Raw genomic sequence first — 16,501 nt, 5'->3', positions numbered from 1 at the left:
TTTTGAGCGTTTATGAGAAGTTAAACGGTAACCTACGATGAAAATGACGCAAAGGTTTGCGCAAAGGATAAAATAATCGAGCGTTTTAACTGTTTGATATTGTTAATTAAGTTGCGATTTTGGGAAGAGGGGAGGTGTTTTTGATATGCGATTTCCAAGATGGTATCACAAAAAAAAATCAAATATCAGACTTGTAGGAAATAAATCACAGCCTATAATGCTGAAAACCGGAGCGTCTGCCAACGCTCCGGTTTTTTTGTGTCCGAAGAACAGTGAACTCGTCTGCCAACGATTTCACTACGCACTCTGAGATGACACATATACTTATGAATCAAGGAATTACACAATGCGTATCGAACAAGAACTTAAGTTAGGTTTTAAAGATGTACTGTTTCGCCCGAAACGTTCTACCCTTAAGAGCCGTTCTCAAGTAAATTTAACCCGCGATTTTACATTCAAGCATAGTGGTCGTCAATGGTCTGGCGTACCAGTAATTGCGGCTAACATGGATTCGGTTGGTAGCTTTGCAATGGCTAAAGCGCTAGCAGAGCATGGTGTAATGACCGCTGTTCACAAACATTACACAGTTGAAGACTGGGCAGAGTTTGCGAAAACAGCAGACAAAACAACGCTAAACAATGTGATGGTGTCAACGGGCACGTCTGATGCAGACTTCCAAAAAACTAAAGACATCATGGCGATTTCTGATGAGTTCATCTTCATCTGTATCGACATCGCGAACGGCTACTCAGAGCATTTGGTGGAGTACGTACAACGTGTTCGTGCTGAATTCCCAGACAAGGTTATCTCTGCTGGTAACGTCGTAACTGGTGACATGTGTGAAGAGTTGATTCTTGCTGGTGCAGACATCGTGAAAGTAGGTATCGGTCCTGGTTCTGTATGTACAACTCGCGTCAAAACCGGTGTTGGTTACCCACAACTTTCTGCAATCATCGAATGTGGCGACGCAGCTCACGGTCTTGGCGGTATGATCATCGGTGATGGTGGCTGTTCATGTGCGGGTGATGTAGCGAAAGCATTCGGTGGCGGTGCTGATTTCGTCATGCTAGGTGGTATGCTTGCTGGTCACGAAGAGTCAGGCGGCGAAGTCATCGAGAAAGACGGCGAGAAGTTCATGAAGTTCTACGGTATGTCGTCGAAGAGCGCGATGGACAAGCACTCTGGTGGTGTTGCTGGCTACCGCGCAGCTGAAGGTAAAACCGTATTATTGCCATACCGTGGCAGTGTTCACGGCACTATCCAAGACATCCTTGGTGGTGTTCGCTCAACATGTACTTACGTAGGTGCAGCAAAGCTTAAAGAGCTAACCAAGCGAACTACGTTCATCCGCGTGCAAGAGCAAGAAAACAACGTATTCGGTAAAGAGTAAGTCGACTGAATATCGGAAATTTCTAATAGTTAAGAGCCGCTAGCTAATAGCGGCTCTTTTTTTGCGTAAATTGTGTTGTTAAACAAAGAAGTAACAGAACTGGTGGTTTGAAGATCATGCTGTCCAAGTTGATGTTGATAAAGAGACTAGAGAAGAGCATAACGACACGTTTTCGGGGGGAAGTGGTCAAAGTTGGTAACCTCACGAGATTGGAAGGTGTGGCAAATTTATACTGTACCGATCATCTCAAGTCTTTATGCGAACAAAACCAGCTCGATGGCATCGTATTCTCTTCCGAGTTAACTGACTATTTTAATTGAGTTCTTTTCATCAAAATTTGGTTAGTGGTGAAACTTATAGTTTGCTCGCTGTTGCACCTCGACGCATTTATTGACTTCATTAAGATGAGGGGTGAGGGCGGCGGTTAGCACCTAACCAAACTTTCTCGCCATGCTTTAAGTTATCTCTCTAACTTATCAAGTCACACCTTACTTAGGGTCTTATGGTGACTACTTCTGTATATATCCTTATATTGTTGTTGAATGGCAACAGTGATTTGATTTAATTGCTATATATCAACATCAGTGCTTTTTCATAACATACCTCTGTTGCAACGGGGAACGTTGTAAACCTCAGAAATCAATGGAGTAAGATATGAAAACTACAAAGTTAATTGCCCTTTCATTAGTTGCTAGTGCTGTTTTAGGTACAACATCTGTAGCAGCAGAAACCTTCTTAGGGGCTGACTATCATGATGGTAAGAATAAAGTTGCTTTCCTTAGCGAAAATGTTCGTATTGCTGGCAATGTGTTTCTACCGCCAAATTATGATAAGAGCAAAAACTATCCAGCATTAGTGGTCATTACGCCAGCTAGCGGTGTGAAAGAGCAAACGGCAGGTATTTATGCCGAAAAAATGGCAAAGAAAGGTTACATTACCTTAGCTTTTGACCATCGTACTTATGGTGAAAGTGGCGGCTATCCACGTGGTATGGAAAATGCGCCAATGAAAGTTGAAGATATCAAAAATGCCATTACATTTTTGAGTCATTTCCCAGGTGTTGACTCTCAGCGTATCGGTGAACTGGGGATCTGTTCAGGTGCTGGTTACAGCTTGCAAGTTGCGATGCAGGATACCCGCTTAGATTCAGTCGCGACAGTTAGCGGTTTTGTTGACTTTACTGACTACGGCATGGGTGGTGCAACACAATATATGGACCAACTTACCGGTGATCCTGTTGAACAATATCGCCAACAAATTCAAATGGCTAGTGATGCGCGCCAAAAGTATTACGAAACCGGCGAGGTTGTGCTTGTTGATGGAATCCCATCGGCAGAAAAAGCCAAATCGATGAATGAGTTTTGGGTGCGTGCTGCAGATTACTATCGTAACCCTGCACGTGGCGGTGGTGCGGAAAACTACTCACCTATGCGCGCTGCAATGTCACTAGATACGCGCTATGCCTATAATCCATCAGAAAATATGGCATTACTGGGAGATACACCTTTCTTAGCCATTGTTGGTACAGAGGCGCTATCAGCATACTTCAGCGAAGTTGCAGTAAAACGTGGCAAAGATGCTGGTATTGACGCTGAACTGTTTAAGATTGAAGGTGCGCAACATTTCGACTTATATGATCAAACCAAGTATGTTGATCAAGCTGTCATTAAGCTTGATAAGTTCTTCTCAACAACGTTGCTATAACTTACTTGATGCTTTTATAGAGGCGAGTGGACATCACTTTTGTAGATGATCATCAACGAATAAGAGAAGACAGTCTTTAGTAAAAATTAACTCTTTGTTTTTAAGAGACTAAAAAGACTAAGAGCCGCGATGAGCGGCTCTTTTTTTATCCTGTTTTTAGAACAGCAGTTTGTACAATACGGTCGCTTTTACTACTGCGCTAAGTCAGCAATAAAAGTCTGTTTTTTGCTTACGCAAGTCTGCAGTTCACCTTTGATCCATTGGTTAAACAAACCAAAGTCAGAATGCACCGGCCAGAAAAGGGAAGCGACAACTCTCTTGCCAAAAAAGTCGGGGTGGTCGGTAATGATCTTTAGCTTATTCTCTTTCATGTTCTTCTCAATAAGAAATTCTGGCAAAAATGCCATGCCTCTTTGAGCTTTGCATAAATCGAGAATCGTGCCTAAATCGTCCAATCTCCACAAGTTATATGAGGCAATGTTCGATAAGTTGAGCAACTCTTCGCATCCATCCATAAGAAGAACACGCTGAGAAGGGTTACTGGTCACTGAGGCTAAATCTTCATGTGCAACCCACCAACAGTTAACGTGAAACAGTTCGTCAATGTTAAAGTCGTTGTTTGTTTTGTGGTATGGGTTCCCCAAGGCAAGATCTATTTTTCCCTCGTTGATGTAATTTCCCAAAATAAAGCTTGGCTTGGTTACTACTACCAAATCGACATTTGGAAAGGCTTCCGAGAAATCCAACAGTGTTTTTTTTACATCTTTATTGAATACCAATGGATCGATCCCGACACGGTAAACAATTTGTTCTGAAATATTCATTTGTATCGCTGTTGTAATCAATTCTCGGTACCTTGATACAACGGGTGCGGATAAATGAAATAGACGCTTCCCTTTCTCAGTCAACCAGACTTTTGAATTTTGCCTATTAAATAAATTGAAGCCTAAGTCTGACTCAAGATTCTGAACAGCAGTGCTAACAGTAGATTGGGATTTTCCAAGCTTACGAGCAGCGGAGCTAAATGAACCTTCCTCAACTACAGCTACGAACGAAACAATATTTTCGAATTGTAGTTTCATGATTCGACCAACCTTTTAAAAGCAAGCAAATTATAGGTTTTTGATTTGTAATTTGTATATTTGCAACACAATAGCGTGATGAAACTCGTATTTCAACTCGTTTTATAAAGCAAAATTAATTATTGGTGCTAAATTCAACGTAAGTATATTCCTACATTGCATAAACAATCATCACATTTATCTATCTTTTTGATAAAAATAATTTTTGAAAATAATAAAGTAATGACTCTATTGATGATCTATGTCTCACCGTGTGAATTAATTACCTTATAGCGACTATTGTAAATAATACTCGATATATGTCTGTAAGCCATTGTAATTTAAGTGCTTGTTGGTTCTCTATGATTTTTTCAGCATAACTTGATGTGCCGGTCTTTGCCAAATCTATCGATTCTATCGATAGGGGCTATTTTTCCATACCTTTTGGTATTCAATAGAATGGCAAAGCTTTTGTAAATCAACTTCATAGGAACTAAACATGATTACTAAACTGTACGTAAAAACAAGCCTGTTTTTGTCACAATTTAAAAACGACGAGCGCGGTGTAACTGCAATCGAATACGGTCTAATTGCTGTTGCAATGGCGGTATTGGTTACAACTGCAGTTGGTGATGGTGGCTTCATCGACAAACTAGAAAAAGCATTTACTCAGGTCGGTACTGCTATCGATACTGCGAGCAAATAAGCCAAGTAATTACCTTACTGGTTTATGTAGATAATATCGCTAGATATTTTTGCCAGACCTCTGTTTCTCATTGGTCTGGCTCAGCTAATTTAGAATATCTAATAAATGTTATTTGAAGCTAATCTCGATAAATTCAGGCAAGAGTCTTAATTTTGAGTCATGAATTGTATTTATTAGTATTGGCAATCGCGTGTTTGTATGTATCTATTACCGATTTTCTTCATCGTAAAATACAAAATAACGCTTTGCTTTTACTCCTCTTGTTGCAGAGTTTTCTTTCACCATTAGATCTTCAGATTACAACCTTTTTGCTGGTGCTAGGGATAGGGTTAATACTCTATGCTCTGATTTGGATTGGAGCTGGTGATATTAAATATGCCGCAGTGTTGTCACTGACAATCCCTCTCAATGACTTACCATGGGCCTATATTATGACGGCGTTTGCTGGTGGTTTTTTAGCGATTATTTATTTAGTTACTAGAAAATTAATAAGCAACACGTCGAGTAGCCAAGAAGGCCTTCCGTATGGGATAGCAATTAGTGTTGGATTTTATTTAATAATTTTAACTCAAAATACGCCACATATTTAAACCTCCAAGAATGGGCACATTATGAGATCTCGACTGGTTTTACTTGTTGCTATTGTTGCCTTGATCGTAGGCGCGCTTGGCGTTGTCGACTTGTTCAAGAGTCAACCTCAACCCGAAGCTGTCGCTGAAGTGGTCGATAACAAAGATGAACAGCATGTTGCTGTATGGATGACCACCGAAGCTTATGAAAAAGGACATGCGATTAGTGCACAAGGAGTTATCAAACAACAGCTCCCACTTAGTGAAGCACTAACGCTTGGCGTCAGAGAAGACGCACAAATCAGTTTTTCACCATCCGTTTTATTAAACCGAAGCCTAAATCCAGGCGATGTTGTGTTACCAGAGTACCAAGTTTCTCCCGGTCAACCAGGGTATATCGATCTACTGGTAACGGAAGGCATGACCTTGTATCCACTGAAAGTGAGTGATCAGAACTTAATCAAAGATTACATTCGTCCTGGCTCATATATCGACATTCTTACCGTGAGCTCTCCAAACGCTAATCTTGCTGAAAATATGGATAAGCCGAAGCGCTTTCGAGGTGTAAAAGCGTCCATGTTCCTAAAACATGTCAAAGTGCTCAACATTGGTGATGGCGAGGGTGAAAACAGCAACATTACCGCTCGAACACCAAATAAAGAAGACGGTATGACGACGGTGGTTATCGAAGTGAAGCCAGATGAGTTGGCAAAGCTAGCGTTGGCTCAACGAACTATGCATATCGAAATTTATCGAAGCCAAACCTATACGCAGCCGGAATACGCGGAAGTACGCAATGTTATCGACAATTATACCGGAATCGAAGAGTTACGCGGTAACGTTAATGATCCTAGAGAGGCTTTGTAATGATGATACACCATCGAATTAAGCAAGTACTGTGCGTCTCCTTTACCTCTCTTTTGATTGGCTTGCTTTCTATAACAAACACTTTTGCTGCTGACCGATCTATCACACTTAATGACGGTCAGCACATTCAATTAAAGATGCCGATTGGAAAGGTGTTTATCAGTAACCCTGATATCGCCGACTACAAAATCATTAATGACAATACGCTAGTGGTTTTTGCCAATGGCATTGGTCAGTCTCGCTTGATTGTCTATGGAACAGACGATGATGTGTTGCTTTCTGACCGCATCATCGTTGATTTGGATCTAAGCGAGGTTAGACGTCAACTCAAGTTCCATTTTCCTGATGCCAAAGTCAAGGTTCAATCGGTGGGCGAGCAAGTTGCAGTGAGTGGTGTTGTTGATTCTGAAGAAACTCGTGATGACATTTATCGCATGGTGGCAACCTTACTCGGACGAGAAAAAACCGAGAAGTGGGAGAAAGTCGAAAAGCTGGAGTTCAAATCTGACTATTCAGATTATGAAGAGCCAGAGAGCATGGTTTTCGCTCGCAATATGACTTGGAAAGGAATCATTGAACGCATTAAGGTTGCAACGACACAACAGGTAAACGTCAAAATCTCAGTCGCTCAAGTTAATGAATCTTTTAGTAAAACAGTTGGGGTCGACTGGAGTTCTATTGGTTCTAAAGCGGGTGAGTTCGTATTTGACCAATTTGATGCGGCAAACCTAAGTACCTTGATCACTGCATTGGGTGACGATCAGGTTGCAGAAGTCTTGGCGGAGCCAAACCTGACGGTACTTTCCGGTGAATCGGCGAGCTTCCTCGTCGGTGGCGAAGTGCCCGTTATTGTGTCGAACAACAACAACGTGAATATTTCGTTTAAAGAGTTTGGTATTAAGCTCGACCTTACAGCGAAAGTACTTAGTCAAGACAAAATCCGAATGCAGCTAGCTCCGGAAGTGAGCGAAGTAGAAAGCTATGTCGAAGCTGCAGGCATTAAAGTGCCACAGTTGTCATCACGACGTGCAATGACAACCGTTGAACTGGCAGACGGAGACAGCTTCATCCTTGGCGGGTTAATGAGCAGTGCTGATTTAGAGAAAATGCAAAAGATTCCTTTCATTGGAGACATTCCTGTACTTGGTGCTGCATTTCGTAAAGCAACGACAGAAAGAAAGCGAACTGAGTTGATCATCGTGGCAACAGTAAACCTCGTGGAACCAATCAAACCGAAAGATATTCAGCTGCCACACATCAAGAAAACCTCAACGTTAGCGCGTTGGTTGAATATTGATTCTGACGATAATTCTAACACGTCATCGGATGCGACGATTCGTCTGCTATCTGAAGGAGGGTTTATTCAATGAAGAAGCTAGTACTTATTGCTTTATTGACATCGTCACTCTTTGGTTGCGCAACAGAGCGATATTTTGGCGGAAATGGCGCTGAAGCCGTGGTGTATAAAGAGCATCATAGCTTTGAGTTTGCAGTAAAGAATCGTGCAGAAACAGAAAAGCAGATTAAGCAACTCATCCAAAAAATCGAATCGATGGATAAAGAAGCCACTTACGTGATCGATTACAAATCCGCGCGCAGTAAAACAATGTTAAAGAAGACATTTGAGCAGTATCCGTCACACATTATTGCCCCGCAAAGAGTGGAATATCGTTATACGCCAGCTTTACCAAGTGATCTGAATATCCAAGTGACGTTAACGCGTTTGCAAACCCAGCAATGCTCGCCTGCACAGATTCAAGTTCAGTTAGGTGAACCAGACTGTTTTGTTGAATCGATGCGTCTTAAACAAGTGTCCTACAAGTCAAGATTGGTAGGAGAATAATAATGTTTGATTTAACTAAAGCATTAACAACGAAAGCAAAACCGGCGCAGTCTTCGACGACAGGTGTTGCTGGATGTACGTTGTTTTATCAATCACAAGAGTGTTTAAACCTCGTTCAGGAAGTGTTTCGATTCGAAGGTTGGAATGACCCAGAATGTGTAAGAGCTAACGCAGGCTTAACCAAGCTGACGGAACAACATAGCAGTCATATTGTTATCCTTGAACTGAACGAATCGAACAACGTCGTTGAAGATGCTAAGTCTTTCGCTAGCAAACTACCAACACACAAAGGTGTCGTGGTCATTGGTAAAGAAGATGCAATTTCGACGCTTCGTTCCCTCAAAGACATGGGCTTTTACTACGTCTTTTGGCCGGTGAACAAACAAGAGTTCGCAGACTTCTTAAACCATGTTAGTAAGAACTTGAAGACGTTCTCCGGTGTTAGCCAGAAGCGTAAGGCGAAGCGTGTAGCAGTGGTGGGTTCAAAAGGTGGTGTTGGTGCATCATTCATTACTACTGAATTGAGTTCGTTACTATCCACTCAAGGTTCCGATACCATTTTGGTTGATCACCAATACGCAGATACCAACATCGATGTTTTATTGGGACTGAAAGATTTTAAACCGCGCGGTATCGATGAGTTTACTGCTCCCTTGCATGAAATGGATGAAGAGGGAGCACTTAGCTACCTGTTTAACGCACGAAAAAATCTACGTCTGTTGGCTATCGATGGCGACATGAGTCAAAGCGATATTCTCAACTATAACCAGACGCTCTGTGATCTTTTAGCTCGAAACACGAACTTCATTATTGAAGACTTCTCGGGCGGTGTGGACTTCAAAGTTGAACCTCAACTCTTGGTAGAAAACTTTGATGTAGTTGTGCTGGTTTTGGATGCGTCGGTATCTTCTGTAAGAAGTGCCAAACGACTGTTTGAGAAAATTTCCAATTTACAGCTCACATTATCGTCCCGAACTCGTGTGATTACATTGGTGAATTATCACCGTCCGGAAAACGCGTATGTATTACAACGTCCTGACCTTACCAAATACTTAGGTGCGGATGTTGATCTCGAAGTGGGGTACTGCAAGTCGTTGTCGCACATCATTATTGATGGCAAACGAGGTCATAAGCACGATCGTCATATTAACCGTTCTATGGAACTACTGGTCAAGCTGATTAATGGTCAACCTGTTGATCAAAAAGGCATGGGATCTTGGTTGAAGAGGGTGCGTGCTAAATGAGTTCGAATAAAGACTTATACCTCGCGTTTCGCGGGCAAATATTTGAAGCACTAGATGCTGAAGCGGTTCAGAAAATGAGCCGCCGAGACTTAGAGGCTCAAATCCAAGCCGCTGTTGATCTTCTTGCAAACAGCTACCAACGTCCGATCACTTCGATGATGAAGTCAGGCTTGGTGAAAAGCTTAATTGATGAACTGTTTGGCTTAGGTCCATTGCAGCCTTTGGTTGAAGACCAGTCTATTTCCGACATCATGGTAAATGGACCTAACAACATCTTTTTTGAAAGACACGGTAAAGTCCAAAAGTCAGAGGTGTCTTTTGTCAACGAAGAGCAGTTGTTAGCAATTGCTAAACGCATTGCTTCGCGTGTTGGACGACGTGTTGATGAACTGTCTCCAACGGTTGATGCCAGACTTGAAGATGGCAGCCGTGTGAATATCGTTATCCCACCCATTGCGTTGGATGGGACCTCGATTTCAATACGTAAATTCAGAGAGCAGAACATCGGCTTTGAAGATTTGATTGGTTTTGGTTCTATGTCTCCTGACATGGCGAGAGTGCTGATGATTGCGTCTCGTTGCCGAATGAATGTGCTGATTTCTGGCGGTACGGGCTCAGGTAAGACGACGCTGCTTAACGCATTGTCTCAATACATCGCTGAAGATGAGCGTATTGTCACCATAGAGGATGCGGCGGAATTACGCTTGCAACAACCTAACTTGGTTCGATTGGAAACGCGAACTTCGAGCGTTGAGCAGACTGGGGCGGTGACGCAGCGTGATTTGGTGATTAACGCACTTCGTATGCGTCCAGACCGAATCATTCTTGGTGAGTGTCGTGGCTCTGAAGCGTTTGAAATGTTGCAGGCCATGAACACGGGACACGATGGTTCTATGTCTACACTGCACGCCAACACACCGAGAGATGCGATTGCGCGTGTGGAATCGATGGTCATGATGGCGAACTTAAACCAGCCGCTTGATGCGATTCGAAGAACCATCGTCAGCGCTGTGCAAATGATTGTCCAGGTTAACCGACTGCGCGATGGGTCTCGTAAGATAACCAGTATCTCTGAAATCGTCGGCTTGGAAGGCGATAGTGTGGTGATGGAAGAGATCTACCGTTTCCGTTATGACGATGCACATTTTGGAGAAACCGTTAAAGGTGACTTCGTAACCAGCGGCATCATGCAACGATCTGAGCTTGTAAAGAAAGCCCAATTCTTCGGGCTGTATGACGAGCTGATGGCATCGTTTAAGGGGATATAACATGCTTTGGCTCTCACTTATCCTCTTTGCGTTCGTACTGCTTTTGGTCAGAGACTCAAAGGTCAAAAAGGTCGATCAGTTTTTCAACATCGAAGAAGCTGAAGCGGAAAACTTCAATGCTATCAACGTAAAATCACTGGTACGAAAACAAAGTTGGCAAAAGTTCAAAGAGTCTATTTCTCCAACACTAAAAGTACTTGGACCACGTTCATCGCTGTATATCGCTTTGTATATCACGGCGAGTCTCATCGCCTCTTGGTACGTCGTGGTTAAGCTGTTGTTGATGACGAATACCGGGTTGATCGTAGGCTTGTCTTTGGTGTTTACCATTATGGGTTACCGCTACCTAATGACAAGAAGGCGACGTGATTTTGAAAACACTTTCCCTGATGCGCTAAACATTCTGATGAGTGCGGTAACCGCGGGTGACAGCTTAATGCAAGCCATCAGTTATGTTGGCGAGGTGATGGATAACTCGATTGGGCGCGAGTTTAAACTGATGGGGGACCGACTTAAGTTGGGTGAGTCTCCGGAAGTGGTACTTCAACGTTCGTGTAAAAACTACCCTTACCCAGAGTTTCTGTTTTTCACTGTAACTCTTAGAGCAAATATTGCGCGAGGCGGTCAGCTGAAAGGCGTACTAGCAAGGCTTATTCGAGTTTTGGTGGACGCCAGAACCCTAGAGAAAAAGAAGATGGCCATGACGTCTGAAGCGCGAATTTCTGCCAAGATTGTTGCGGCAATTCCGTTGATTTTCATGATCATTCTTAACTATGTAAACCCTGACAACGTCAATTTCGTTTTGTATGACCCTTCTGGTCGTATCGTGTTGTTTTATGTACTTGGCAGTGAGTTATTTGGCTTGTTCATTGTTTGGTTGTTAGTCAGAGGAGTACGCGCATGATGCTATTGATTGCCCTTATAGTACTGTTTGTTTCGTTGCTTTTCTTGATTTTCGATTCGCTTCGTACAGAACAACGACGCAAAAAAGTCGCCCTTTATATTGGCGGTGATGCTGTACGTGCGCCTTCCCGTGTTAACCGCTTTTTTGTTCGTTTCGGTAAAGAGCATCGACATGAGCTGGAACAAAAACTCATCGAGGCCGGCTATTACAACACAGAGTGGGCGAAGTTCTACTTCTCTGCCAAATTAGCGGTGCTCGTGGTTGTTACAGGATTGGTGTTGTTGTCGGATATGACAGCAAATAATCAGCTAATCATCATTATTTTTACGCTTATTGCTGTGATTGTCTTGCCGGATACTTTGCTTCAAATGCGACGCAAAATGTTGATCTTTAAGACATCATCTCAGTTACCGTACTTGCTGGACATGATGTCAGTTTGCGTGCAAACCGGTATGACGATTGAGGCGGCATTGGTTTATCTGGGCAAAGAGTTGGCTGAGTTTGACTCTGACCTTTGTTATCAAATTAAACGCACCTCAGATTCGGCAAAAATCCACGGGCTAGAAAAAGCGCTAAATGACCTCAGTGATCGTATTCCAACGCCGCCAATACGAAGCTTCGTGCTGACTATCATTCAAAACTTGCAATACGGTACATCAGTGGCTCAGGTGTTGAGTGATCTCGCTGAAGACATGCGAAAAGTGCAAATCCTGACCGTTGAGGAAAAGGTAGGCAAACTCTCCGCTAAGATGAGTGTCCCGCTGATCCTCTTCATCATGTTCCCGATCGTTATTCTGATTCTCGCACCAGGAATCATGCAAATGACATTAAATATTTAGGAGAGTAACCAGTGATTGGAAAACGCATTTCTCTCGTTTTGTTAGCGCTGGGCGTGTTGGCAGGTTGTCAATCGACACCTTCGCAACAGAGTCAGCTACAAGATGACGTCGCGAGCATGGAAAAAGTAAAAAACTACGATGGCTTAATCTCTCACTACAAATCTCAGTTAGAGCAGGGTTCGCAAGATCCAGAAGTGAAAGAAAAGCTAGCATGGGCGTATTTCCATAAAGGGGATATCGAGTCGGCAAACTTTTATGTTCAGCATTTGCAAAAAGAGGGGGTAGAGAGCCCTGACTTGTACCAGTTAGAAGGGCAAGTGTTTGATGCAAAAAATGACACTGATAGCGCGGTAGAAGCGTATTTATCTTCCATTAAAACGGGTAATGAATCGGGACAAATCCATGTATTACTGGGTGTGTCGTACGCCAAGTTAGGTAAATACGAAGATGCCTACCAAGAGCTGAACAATGCACGTTTGCGTGGTTATGATGATGTCGCGATCAAGAACAACATCGCGATGATTCATATGGCAAATGGTGAATACGAGCAAGCCATCGAAACACTGATGCCAGTACTAAAAGATAACCCGGAAAATAAAGTAGTGAAGGCGAACCTAGCGATTGCCCTTATGAAAGCGCAGCAGATGGATGCGGCGAAGAAACTACTCAAAGGTGATTTTTCGGATCAAGAGCTCCACAGTATCGCCGTCGAATTAACTCAATATAGGAGTTAATGATGAAATTGCTTTCTAAACAAAAAGGGGTAACGGCGATCGAGTTCGTAATGGGCGCGCTCGTTTTGTTCTTTGCCACTTTTGCCATCTTTGAGTCGAGTTACCAAATCTATGTTGTGAACATGACGGAATATTCTCTTCGAGAAACTATACGAAACACCAAGATTTACGAGGGCAAAGGCATAAATCAGCAGTACGAGGACAAGTTTAAATCTCTGATCGAAGCTGATGGTAACTTGTGGCATTTCTTAATCGATAGCTCGCGATTTTCTATCAAAGGTCGTTACTACAAAACCTATGATGACTTCATTGCGAATAGAGGATATTCGGATGAGGGCTTGAACTTCAACTACAACTTAGCGGAGATAACGGTCACTTATCGTTACTCTCCGATCATAAAACTTGCCGGTGCAGCAGATCGAGATATCTCAAGCACAATGGTACTGAACTTAGAGCATGAGGGGTGGAAAGATGACGCTCCGTAAACAAGGTGTATGTTCTCCAAAACGCCAAAAAGGCTCATTTATGGTTGAGCTTGTGTTCATTCTTACTGCGTTATGGGGTGTTTACCTTTTTGCCGCGGATTTGAGCTATCAGTTGCTTTTGCGAGCCAAGCTTGATCGTTCTAGCTTTGCGTTGGTGAACGTAATCAAAGAGCGTTCGCGTTACTTTGAGGGCGACGTGTTAGGTGGAAAAAATCTAGCGGTAACCAATGCCGATTTAGAAGACTTATCCAAAGTCGCGAGTCGAATGCTCGGCACTCCCCCAAACGATGTGGCTATCAAAATCGAGTCATTGACCAATAAAGTGAATGTGGCGGTATTTACCAGCAGTAAATACAACAGACTAAATTGCAAAACGGATTCAATACTCGCACACGCAGATTTGGCTCCGGTGGAAAAGGGCGTGGTGTATCCATTGTACCGCGTCAGCCTTTGTGAGGAGCAAAGCTCTTGGTTCAAGCCGTTCTTTAATGGCGGTACCGGCACAACCGTGAAAGTTGGCTCTTCTTCAATAATGCCAGGGAGATAGTGAAATGAGAATGCAGCAATATCAGCATCGAAGTCTCCAACAACAAAAGGGCGTCGCCGCTGTATGGATGGGCTTGTTGCTTGTGCCTATTATGGGCGTCACTTTTTGGGCTGTTGAGGGCACCCGTTATGTGCAGGAGTCGAGCCGACTAAGGGATTCAGCGGAAGCTGCGGCAATGGCCGTTACGATTGAAGACCAACCGGGTGCAGCCCGCGCGCTGGCAACGAAGTATGTCGAAAACTATGTGAGAGACATCAAGTCAACCAACCTTTCTGCTCAACGTTTTTATCAAGCGGAAGATAAGGATACTGGTGCTCTTGAGTATATCCAATACACAGTGAACGCCAGAACAACGCATGACTCTTGGTTTGCAAGCAGCTTTATCCCATCGTTTGATAAGCAGCAGGAATTAGCCGGACGATCGCTGGCAAGAAAGTACCCTGCTTATCTTGGGGATAACAACATTGATATCGTTTTCGTCTCGGACTTTTCTGGCTCGATGAATGATAAGTGGGGCTCAAGTCGGAGCAAAAAAATTGACGATTTGAAAACCGCTATCGATCAGATATCAAACAAGATTCTTTGTAAAAAAATTCGTCAAGACTTCGTCGACGGAGAGTGGAAAGACGTTTGTGATGAGCCAGGAGAAGACACCACCGGGGACAAACTGCTTAACCGAGTTGGCTTTGTGCCGTTTAACGTTCGCACCAGAGAAATTGTGGCAGGCAATAGAGCCAATGCGACAAGCCAACTAAGTTACAAGAACGGGTACAAGGCTTACTTGTCACCTTATAGCTACAACGATGTCGATTGGGACTACTGGCGCACGTACACAGCAAGCGAAGTGAAGAATTGTGCTTATTGGCAGTCGAACTGTCGAAGCCCTCGGGCAGAAAATCACAATTATGCCAAGCGTATTCGTGATGTTATCGACGCAGATCGCTACGCCGTAGCTGATGTCTACAACTATGTTGATTTACCGACTTCGGTATCGACCATGTTTACTGATAAATCAGGATTAAAGCCTAATTTCTATGGTGTGAGCGGCACCCGACTGTTTAATGCTCATGGTTCTTCATATTCATCGCAATTTTATAACATCCCATTGTCGAACAAACTTTCAGATTTGGACTCGATTAAGTCGATGTGGGCAGACGGTGGTACTGCAGCGTTTCAAGGCATATTAAGAGGATCTCAGGTTCTTCATGATGGAGACCCAAACAGTACCGATGAAGAAGAGCAGCAAGCTTACAACAAGAAAATCAAGATGTTGCTGATTTTGAGTGACGGGCAGGAAAGCCCTAACAACGGCATTCTGAAGGGGCTAGTAGACAACGGTATGTGTGACAAAGCCAGAGCAGAGATTCCGGGCTTATACATCGGTGTTATTGGTATCGATTTCCGTGCATCTCAACAAAGTGGTTTTCAAGACTGTGTTGTTAATCCAAGTGAAGACATCATTGATGTATCTAACTTAGATGAATTGATTGAAAAGATAGAAGAACTCATCCGCAAAGGCTCAAAAACAAGCGGAATAACTAAGTTGTACTAGAGGAAAATATGAAAAAGTTAGTCATTGGTGCATTCGCTATCTCGACGTTGCCGTTTAGCCTGATAGTTAAGGCAGAAGAGGGGATTAGCGTTTATTGCGACAATACCTTCAGCGAGTACCAACATAGTATCAAAGTGGATGACGTTGTCGGAATTGCTCAACATCGACAGGGCTTTTTGCAAATAGAGCAGAAGTCTAACAATGGTGAGCTCAAACAAGCATTGGCAGGTAAATCAAAGTTAGGGTTGGATCAAACAGGCTGTACGACATGGATTAGCAATCAAAATAACAATCATCAAGGTGATGGCTTGGTTGCGCGTCTGCATTTTGGTTTTGATAAATCCAACTTAACACCAATGGGCAGCAAAGCTCTGAATCAACTCGCAGGTTCGCTTAAAAATAGCGATAGTGCTATTGCGGTAGATGGTCATACCGACAGCAAGGGCTCTGAAGGCTACAACCAATCGTTAGGCTTGCAACGTGCGTTGACAACGTCTAACGGTTTGATTGCGCAAGGCGTGGATAAAAGCCGTATTGTCGTTCGTTCATTTGGTGAAACTCAGCCGATTGCGTCGAATTCAACCGCTGAGGGGCGAGCACAAAACAGACGCTCAGAAATATGGGCTTCTAAGAATGATCAGGCAAAACCAGATCAAATAAAACCAGACGAAGTAAAGCCAACGGAATAGGTTTTAATCGTATAGCGTTCACCTTGCCTAAAACGCAAGGTGAAGCATTAACAACAATGGTGTCGTGGTGGGTCAATTTGGAGTGGCAGTGGGTAAATC

17 protein-coding genes are annotated in these 16,501 nt (G+C 43.2%); 16 read left to right on the top strand and 1 reads right to left on the bottom strand.

The genetic code is table 11. The annotated features are described in order from the left end of the window. The first annotated feature begins 346 nt into the window (after positions 1 to 346). Positions 347 to 1,390, top strand: a complete 1,044-nt coding sequence (locus AACR11_RS25395) for a GMP reductase (RefSeq protein ID WP_005452348.1) — start codon at positions 347 to 349, stop codon at positions 1,388 to 1,390. A gap of 654 nt (positions 1,391 to 2,044) precedes the next feature. Next, positions 2,045 to 3,094: an alpha/beta hydrolase gene (locus tag AACR11_RS25390; protein ID WP_005452346.1), complete on the top strand. Its 1,050-nt coding sequence runs from the start codon at positions 2,045 to 2,047 to the stop codon at positions 3,092 to 3,094. A gap of 191 nt (positions 3,095 to 3,285) precedes the next feature. Here AACR11_RS25390 and AACR11_RS25385 read toward each other — a convergent pair whose 3' ends face one another. Continuing rightward, positions 3,286 to 4,176: a LysR family transcriptional regulator gene (locus tag AACR11_RS25385; RefSeq protein ID WP_005452341.1), complete on the bottom strand. Its 891-nt coding sequence runs from the start codon at positions 4,174 to 4,176 to the stop codon at positions 3,286 to 3,288. A gap of 478 nt (positions 4,177 to 4,654) precedes the next feature. On the opposite strand from AACR11_RS25385, the gene AACR11_RS25380 reads away from it, so the two are divergent. From AACR11_RS25380 to AACR11_RS25315, 14 genes are all read left to right on the top strand, one after another. After that, entirely contained in the window at positions 4,655 to 4,861 is a 207-nt protein-coding gene (locus AACR11_RS25380) for a Flp family type IVb pilin (RefSeq protein WP_009702393.1), read from the top strand. 152 nt (positions 4,862 to 5,013) lie between these two features. Next, entirely contained in the window at positions 5,014 to 5,451 is a 438-nt protein-coding gene (locus AACR11_RS25375; protein WP_033001264.1) for an A24 family peptidase, read from the top strand. Between the two features lie 21 nt (positions 5,452 to 5,472). Continuing rightward, positions 5,473 to 6,297, top strand: a complete 825-nt coding sequence (cpaB, locus tag AACR11_RS25370) for a Flp pilus assembly protein CpaB (RefSeq protein WP_009697301.1) — start codon at positions 5,473 to 5,475, stop codon at positions 6,295 to 6,297. Beyond that, positions 6,297 to 7,667, top strand: a complete 1,371-nt coding sequence (locus tag AACR11_RS25365; protein ID WP_029788546.1) for a type II and III secretion system protein family protein — start codon at positions 6,297 to 6,299, stop codon at positions 7,665 to 7,667. The genes cpaB and AACR11_RS25365 overlap by 1 nt, the downstream gene beginning before the upstream one ends. Next, positions 7,664 to 8,140 carry a hypothetical protein gene (locus AACR11_RS25360; protein WP_017190738.1) on the top strand — a complete coding sequence of 159 codons (477 nt, stop codon included), beginning with the start codon at positions 7,664 to 7,666 and terminating at the stop codon, positions 8,138 to 8,140. Before AACR11_RS25365 ends, AACR11_RS25360 begins: the two co-directional genes overlap by 4 nt. A gap of 2 nt (positions 8,141 to 8,142) precedes the next feature. Continuing rightward, positions 8,143 to 9,384 (top strand): AAA family ATPase, encoded by a 1,242-nt coding sequence (locus AACR11_RS25355; RefSeq protein WP_009697303.1) that lies wholly within the window; start codon positions 8,143 to 8,145, stop codon positions 9,382 to 9,384. Continuing rightward, the gene (locus AACR11_RS25350) at positions 9,381 to 10,652 is read left to right on the top strand and encodes a CpaF family protein (RefSeq protein ID WP_005452328.1); all 1,272 of its coding nucleotides are present in this window, start codon (positions 9,381 to 9,383) and stop codon (positions 10,650 to 10,652) included. Before AACR11_RS25355 ends, AACR11_RS25350 begins: the two co-directional genes overlap by 4 nt. A gap of 1 nt (position 10,653) precedes the next feature. Then, positions 10,654 to 11,556 (top strand): type II secretion system F family protein, encoded by a 903-nt coding sequence (locus AACR11_RS25345; protein WP_079325234.1) that lies wholly within the window; start codon positions 10,654 to 10,656, stop codon positions 11,554 to 11,556. Beyond that, positions 11,553 to 12,395, top strand: coding sequence for a type II secretion system F family protein (locus tag AACR11_RS25340; protein WP_079325232.1), 843 nt, complete (start codon positions 11,553 to 11,555; stop codon positions 12,393 to 12,395). The genes AACR11_RS25345 and AACR11_RS25340 overlap by 4 nt, the downstream gene beginning before the upstream one ends. A gap of 11 nt (positions 12,396 to 12,406) precedes the next feature. Then, positions 12,407 to 13,129, top strand: a complete 723-nt coding sequence (locus AACR11_RS25335; protein ID WP_017190735.1) for a tetratricopeptide repeat protein — start codon at positions 12,407 to 12,409, stop codon at positions 13,127 to 13,129. Positions 13,130 to 13,131: 2 nt separating this feature from the next. Then, positions 13,132 to 13,614 carry a TadE/TadG family type IV pilus assembly protein gene (locus AACR11_RS25330; RefSeq protein ID WP_009697305.1) on the top strand — a complete coding sequence of 161 codons (483 nt, stop codon included), beginning with the start codon at positions 13,132 to 13,134 and terminating at the stop codon, positions 13,612 to 13,614. Beyond that, entirely contained in the window at positions 13,601 to 14,161 is a 561-nt protein-coding gene (tadF, locus tag AACR11_RS25325) for a tight adherence pilus pseudopilin TadF (RefSeq protein ID WP_009700149.1), read from the top strand. Before AACR11_RS25330 ends, tadF begins: the two co-directional genes overlap by 14 nt. A gap of 4 nt (positions 14,162 to 14,165) precedes the next feature. Continuing rightward, positions 14,166 to 15,713, top strand: a complete 1,548-nt coding sequence (locus AACR11_RS25320; protein ID WP_050903541.1) for a TadE/TadG family type IV pilus assembly protein — start codon at positions 14,166 to 14,168, stop codon at positions 15,711 to 15,713. An 8-nt stretch (positions 15,714 to 15,721) separates the two neighbouring features. Beyond that, on the top strand, positions 15,722 to 16,402 hold the full coding sequence (locus AACR11_RS25315; RefSeq protein WP_005452313.1) for an OmpA family protein: 681 nt from the start codon (positions 15,722 to 15,724) through the stop codon (positions 16,400 to 16,402). Positions 16,403 to 16,501: the final 99 nt, after the last annotated feature.

The organism is Vibrio sp. L85, from assembly GCF_963871815.1.
GTDB classification, from domain to species: domain Bacteria; phylum Pseudomonadota; class Gammaproteobacteria; order Enterobacterales; family Vibrionaceae; genus Vibrio; species Vibrio harveyi.
Note: the sequence above shows the minus strand (reverse complement) of the source record. Positions and strands in the feature narration are given on the sequence as shown.

Excerpts from the sequence above, each read along its gene's own strand:
- tadF (WP_009700149.1), top strand. The coding sequence starts at position 13,601 with ATGACGCTCCGTAAACAAGGTGTATGTTCTCCAAAACGCCAAAAAGGC.
- AACR11_RS25360 (WP_017190738.1), top strand. The coding sequence starts at position 7,664 with ATGAAGAAGCTAGTACTTATTGCTTTATTGACATCGTCACTCTTTGGT.
- AACR11_RS25340 (WP_079325232.1), top strand. The coding sequence starts at position 11,553 with ATGATGCTATTGATTGCCCTTATAGTACTGTTTGTTTCGTTGCTTTTC.
- AACR11_RS25395 (WP_005452348.1), top strand. The coding sequence starts at position 347 with ATGCGTATCGAACAAGAACTTAAGTTAGGTTTTAAAGATGTACTGTTT.
- AACR11_RS25330 (WP_009697305.1), top strand. The coding sequence starts at position 13,132 with ATGAAATTGCTTTCTAAACAAAAAGGGGTAACGGCGATCGAGTTCGTA.
- AACR11_RS25345 (WP_079325234.1), top strand. The coding sequence starts at position 10,654 with ATGCTTTGGCTCTCACTTATCCTCTTTGCGTTCGTACTGCTTTTGGTC.
- AACR11_RS25315 (WP_005452313.1), top strand. The coding sequence starts at position 15,722 with ATGAAAAAGTTAGTCATTGGTGCATTCGCTATCTCGACGTTGCCGTTT.
- AACR11_RS25355 (WP_009697303.1), top strand. The coding sequence starts at position 8,143 with ATGTTTGATTTAACTAAAGCATTAACAACGAAAGCAAAACCGGCGCAG.
- AACR11_RS25385 (WP_005452341.1), bottom strand. The coding sequence starts at position 4,176 with ATGAAACTACAATTCGAAAATATTGTTTCGTTCGTAGCTGTAGTTGAG.
- AACR11_RS25380 (WP_009702393.1), top strand. The coding sequence starts at position 4,655 with ATGATTACTAAACTGTACGTAAAAACAAGCCTGTTTTTGTCACAATTT.
- AACR11_RS25350 (WP_005452328.1), top strand. The coding sequence starts at position 9,381 with ATGAGTTCGAATAAAGACTTATACCTCGCGTTTCGCGGGCAAATATTT.
- AACR11_RS25390 (WP_005452346.1), top strand. The coding sequence starts at position 2,045 with ATGAAAACTACAAAGTTAATTGCCCTTTCATTAGTTGCTAGTGCTGTT.
- cpaB (WP_009697301.1), top strand. The coding sequence starts at position 5,473 with ATGAGATCTCGACTGGTTTTACTTGTTGCTATTGTTGCCTTGATCGTA.
- AACR11_RS25320 (WP_050903541.1), top strand. The coding sequence starts at position 14,166 with ATGAGAATGCAGCAATATCAGCATCGAAGTCTCCAACAACAAAAGGGC.
- AACR11_RS25365 (WP_029788546.1), top strand. The coding sequence starts at position 6,297 with ATGATGATACACCATCGAATTAAGCAAGTACTGTGCGTCTCCTTTACC.